The organism is Streptococcus mitis (genome assembly GCF_001579035.1).
GTDB lineage: Bacteria > Bacillota > Bacilli > Lactobacillales > Streptococcaceae > Streptococcus > Streptococcus mitis_J.
In genome coordinates, this window is sequence record NZ_KQ970285.1 from 387272 (window position 1) to 387896 (window position 625).

At 36.6% G+C, this 625-nt stretch carries 1 pseudogene; it reads left to right on the forward strand.

The features are described from left to right. Positions 1 to 191: 191 nt before the first annotated feature. Positions 192 to 625 (forward strand): annotated as a pseudogene (locus SMIDD26_RS01950) (EcsC family protein); the annotation flags it as partial.

Genomic DNA, 625 nt, shown 5'->3' on the forward strand with positions numbered 1-625 from the left:
GTTCACAGATAGAATATCATGTTGTAAAGGTAGGAGTTGAATATTCGAGCTGTCTCTACAAAGACTATTAAAAATCTTTAACAAATAAGTTGCTAAGGATTTTTTGAAAATTTTTGAGGGGGATTTGAAACATACTTTAAAAGAGTATGCTATCATAGAATATAACTTACAGAAGTAAAAGGAGTTTGTATATGGCTGAACAAGACTTGGCTATGCAAGTATTGCAACAAGTGGTAAAACTACCTGTTGTTAAGGTTGATCGTTCGAAATTTTTAGTGGATAAATTTTCCAAAGAATTGGATCCACAGGACATTCCTACCTTATTAGAACAAGGCCCAACGTCTCTCTTATCTCAAGAAATCTTAGATCGAGTGGCTAATGCCTGCATTAGGGATAATGTTTTATTGGCGAGTGGAACGTCTGTTTTGGCAGGATTACCAGGTGGACTTGCCATGGCAATCACCATACCAGCGGATGTAGCTCAATTTTATGCTTTTTCTTTAAAATTGGCTCAAGAACTAGGTTATATTTATGGATATGAGGATCTTTGGGCTTCACGCGATGAGTTGAGTGAAGATGCTCAAAATACCCTTTTGCTTTATCTAGGTGTCATGTTGGGGAAGTA